The organism is Kocuria salsicia (assembly GCF_039532055.1).
Taxonomy (GTDB): Bacteria; Actinomycetota; Actinomycetes; order Actinomycetales; family Micrococcaceae; genus Kocuria; species Kocuria salsicia.
Genome location: NZ_BAAARF010000023.1, coordinates 1 through 4,562 on the forward strand (window position 1 = coordinate 1; position 4,562 = coordinate 4,562).

Consider the following 4,562-nt stretch of genomic DNA (forward strand, 5'->3'; position numbering starts at 1 on the left):
ACCCGCCGACGCCACTCCGCGATCGGGAACATCGCCCCGAACGCCTACGAAACCGCCGCCTCCGCTACGCTCACGGAAGCGGCATAACCGAAACGACACCGTGTCCACGATTCGGGGTCAAGGCCCGTAGGCGATGTCATTGGCGATGACCAAGTGGAGGAAGCTCTCTGCCTCCAGATCGCTGCTGATGTGCACCAATCCGGATTGGTCCGAGAAGAGCAGGTGCTGAATTCCTTGGATGTCTGCGTTGTTGGCAACGTAGGCGTACTTATCCACAACCTGACTCGGGATGTCGCCGTAGGAAAGCTGCTCCGATGTGATTGTCAGCAGCTCCGGGTCAACCTCGCCGTAGTCGACATGCAGCGTGAACTGCTTGAGGACGCTCTCCATCTCTGAGAACAGATGGCGGCTCTTCTCAAGGTAGGTAGCGGTCGGGCTGGAGGCGCGGTACTTCAGCCCCTTGGCACCGAACTCCTGCTCAAGGTAGTCCGTGAAGAACCAAGCGATGACCGACTCGAGCTCTATACCTTCGGAGCTGAGGAAGCGCTCGTACATCAAGGTCTGGAGCAAGGACGCCTGGTCCTGGAGCCTGAACGCCGCCCCCGTCCGGTAGTCGCCCTTGCCCGGCGTACCCATGAACCGCTCGAAGACGCCAAGTTGCGCTCCGTAGGAAGGGAGTTCCAGGAGCATGTGGTCGTTGGCGAACTGGAACAGGTGAACGAAGTTATTCAGGATAGTCGGGTAGTCGAGGTTCTCCGTGAGCCAGGTTCGACTGTAGGAGTACTTGCCAACCATGCCGTCCAAAGACTGGACGACCTCTTCGACCTGATCGGCCGAGATGCCCACTTCGCAGCCGGTCTTGATCCCCTCCGTGGACTCGAACATCTTCTTCGTGAGCGCATCTGCCTTGCGACGAGCCTTTAGCTTCAGTCGTGCATCGACGCCGGTGTTCTTGTCAGCTCGTGCGGATGCGATCAGCTTGACGAAGTTGAGGTTGGGCTCTTCCTCATCGAGGTAGCGGTCAAACAGGCCACGCTGATCCGCGGGAGTGAAGCTCTTCGGAAGATGGATTGGATCCCGCCCCTCGGACTGGAGGAACTTCCGCGCAAGCAGCTCAGCATTGCGCGGCCCAGCGAGTAGCAGGGCCCGAATCTCCTGGTCGTAGGCACGCACGAGTGCCTGGCATGAGAGCAGATCGTGCGGGTGGAAACTCTGCTCTTGAAGTGCAGCAAGCACGATCGAGTCAGTGCAGCGCTCGAAGACCTTGTTCTTTCCGAGGAGATCGAGGACGTCTGTGCGGTACTGAAAGTCAACGTCCTGAACGAGCGTTGAGAAGGTGGCGTCAGTCACTTTGCCGAAAAACCTGCCGATGACTTTCCGGATCTCGGGGACGTGCGCCAGAGGCGCGTCTCGCTCTGCTTCGGCCAGGTCCTTCGGGAGAACTTTGTGTTCTAGGAACAACGCGAGATGATGCAACTCAACGATGTCGTTTATGCCTTGATCGCCACGAGTAGCATCGAATTCACGGACGAGCTCTAGGAGGCGGCCGGCCTGCCAGAAGGTTCCGTAGTCGCTGAGGCCGAAGAACTTCAGTCTCTTCTCTGGTCCGCTTTCCGACACTCGAATCTCCCTCCCGGTAGGCGTCACTCTATACAGTTCGGGGGCGCCTAGTGGCACGAATTTGAAGTTGTTGCCTGATCGTGCAGCAGTCCCCCTGGGCGGAGCCGTCGTCCACGTCGATCGTTGCGCCGGCTCCTCGTTCTGTCGTGGAAGCGAGCCGAACTAGCGGCGCATCACCCCGAGGCGGACACGACCTACGTCTCCATGGGCATAATCCCGCGCCCCATCGGGCTCCTCCCCACCGCGGAGCGGCGCACGACGGACGATGCACAACTACGCGGGTAGGTCCCTTGCAAAAGCGCCGGGCACTAGTCCTGACTCAACACTCGACAAGAATCATCAACGAATCTCACTAGTTATTGAAACGGAACTCCACCGAGTTCCGATGATTTCGGAACATTTGGTGCTAAGGCTGCTCCATGGGCAGGATGGTGGGGTCTGACCAGGCGAACGGCGAATCCGCCTGCACCACAAATCGTACTGTAGCGCAGTATTAGTCGCTGTCGCCGAGGCCATGGCCATGGCCTCATATGTCATGGAGTGAAAGCGCAGCAGCAACAGCAACAGCAACAGCAACCTTGGCCGTAACGCTATCCAGCGACGAATCCTTCGTATTCAGCCCAGCGCGCGATGACAACATTGGACTGACGCTGTTCAGGTCGTCGCTAAATTCTGGGAAAGGTGAACCGAAAGCGAGCTCTCAATCACCCGCGTCCATGACGTCCAACCGCTCATGCGCCGCGCGGGCTGTCGCTCTGAGCTGCGGATGCTCCCGCACGATCTTACGCTGCTGCTCAGCGGGCAACCCAAGCTCGTGCAGCACGTTGAGGATCACGACCGCGGTTGTCACTTCGACGATGGCGATCAATTCTTCGATCGAGTGATTGGGGGTCCTGCCCTCGTGCGCCAGGTCATTCCGTGCGCGCGTGGTCCGGCCCGCCCACCTGCCCACGTCCGGCATCAAAAGCGCGATCGCCTCCTGATCGGGGCGCGCGGCCAGTGCGTGGAGCCGGTCCCGCAGCGTGGGGTCGTTGCGGAGGGCTCGCTTGAACCTACTACGGTGCTCCTGCGGCACCTGGTCGAGCATCGCGTCGCGCATCGTCGTGAACTCGTCCGCAGGGAATGGCTTTTCGTCAATGCCCAGGCCTCGGTGCAGTACTTCGGCTGCGCCGACGGCAGTTAAGAGATTGTTCTCGACGTAGCGGGCCGGCGCATACCGGAGGCCCAGAATCATGTTGGTGGCCGCCTCCAGACGACCGTGCGCCTCGCACCAGCGGGGTAGAACCTCCTCGAATGGGAGCGAATCGCAGGTGATGAAGACACGGTGGTGATCGACGGTCTTGGCGTCGTGCTTGCCGAGAGCAGCGGGCGAATAGAGCACGTCCGCTTACCGTGGCGGCATAATAACGTGGCCGTTAGGCACCACAGAGCCGCTTCCAGCCACCTCCAAGCGCAGCCAGATCAAGCCGGCGGCGCGGTGCATTGCGAGCGAGATGAGGTCCTGCACCAGGCTCGCCGTCGCCAGCGCACCGCTCACGGAGCACGTCTCCGCCGAGACGGCTCGCACAAACGCCGAATCCCGCATGCGCCCCACCGTGCCGCCCTTGCGCTGGTCAAAGAACGGCAGCGTGTGCCGGTGATCAAGGCGGAACTCGGTCCCGTCGACGACGACCGACTGAGCCTCGACCGGCTTGACGGAGATACTCCCGGTGCCGTCGATTTTGCCATCCGATGCGCCGAGGAAGCCCTCGAAAACCGACGAAGCGGCCCAAAGCCCAATGTCCTCAACCGAGACCTCGGCCGCGGAGAACGCTGCGTCGTCCTCACCGCTGATGTGCGCACCAATGATCGCGGTCGTCGCCGCCACGGTCTGCTTGTCGGGGCTCTTCACCCGCGCGAACATGGTCCGCTTCCCGCAGTTCGGGACACAGCCGAGCAGGGTGACTTCGCGCTGCTCGGCCGCGCCGTGGATCACGTCCCAGCTCCGGCTCCCTTCATGGAACACAGTCATGCCAGGCGAAGGACTCGACATGATGCGGTCCTCAAACGGGCTCTTCACAGATGAGGGTGTAGTCGCGGCCTGAACCCGCCGGTCTCCAGGAGCGATCTGGCGATGTAGTTGGTGAGGTTGCGGAACCCGAGCGCGGAGCCGCGCAGGTGTTCGAGCCGGCCGTTGATCGCCTCGGTCGGGCCGTTGGATGTACCAGGACGATCGAAGTAGGCCAGCACGTCGGTGGCCCGCTTGGTCAGGGTCCGGCCGAGCGTGATCACCTCGCTCAACGCACCCGGGACGCCGTGGCTGAGGGAGTGGATCAGCCGCTGCATCAGCGCTCGGCCTCGGGCCCGGTCGGGTTCTCGGTAGGCGGCGATCATCCTCTGGTAGATCCCCCAGGTGGCCTCGACCTCGACGTGGGCGTCGGCCGTGAACAGCTTCTCCAGCCGGTCCCGCTGCTTGTCGGTGAGCAGGTCCGCTCCGGTGTGCAGGGTCCGGCGAGCCGAGTAGAGGGGATCGCCGGCCCGGCCGCGGTGGCCACGGGTGTCCTGCTGAACGCGGCGCCGGCACTGATCCAGGGCATCGCCGGCCAGGCGCACGACGTGGAAGGGATCCATGACCGCGGTCGCCTCGGGCAGCTCCTCGGTGGTGGCGGTCTTGAACCCGCTGAACCCGTCCATCGCGACTACTTCCACGCCCTGGCGCCAAGGGTTCTCGCGCTCGGCCAACCATGTCTTGAACGCCTGTTTGGAGCGGCCCTCGACCATGTCCAGCAGCCGGGCGGGACCCGTCCCGGCGCGAACCGGGGTGAGGTCGATGATGACGGTGACGTACTTGTCGCCGCGGCGGGTGTGGCGCCAGACGTGCTCGTCGACGCCGATGACCTTGACCCCGTCGAACCGGCCGGGGTCGTCGATGAGCACCCGCTTGCCCTCGGCCAGCACGGCGT

Annotated in this window: 4 protein-coding genes; all 4 read right to left on the bottom strand. The window is 62.7% G+C overall.

Translation table 11 applies throughout. The features are described from left to right. Nucleotides 1–117: 117 nt before the first annotated feature. A complete protein-coding gene (locus tag ABD264_RS11540; protein ID WP_344206164.1) occupies nt 118–1,620 on the bottom strand; it encodes a hypothetical protein in 1,503 nt (500 codons plus the stop codon). Nucleotides 1,621–2,320: 700 nt separating this feature from the next. Next, nucleotides 2,321–3,001, bottom strand: a complete 681-nt coding sequence (locus ABD264_RS11545) for a HEPN domain-containing protein (RefSeq protein WP_344206167.1) — start codon at nt 2,999–3,001, stop codon at nt 2,321–2,323. 6 nt (nt 3,002–3,007) lie between these two features. Further along, nucleotides 3,008–3,679: an ApeA N-terminal domain 1-containing protein gene (locus tag ABD264_RS11550; RefSeq protein WP_344206169.1), complete on the bottom strand. Its 672-nt coding sequence runs from the start codon at nt 3,677–3,679 to the stop codon at nt 3,008–3,010. Then, nucleotides 3,676–4,562 (bottom strand): ISL3 family transposase (locus ABD264_RS11555; RefSeq protein ID WP_344206171.1); only part of this gene is annotated, 887 nt, incomplete at its 5' end. The genes ABD264_RS11555 and ABD264_RS11550, both read right to left, overlap by 4 nt.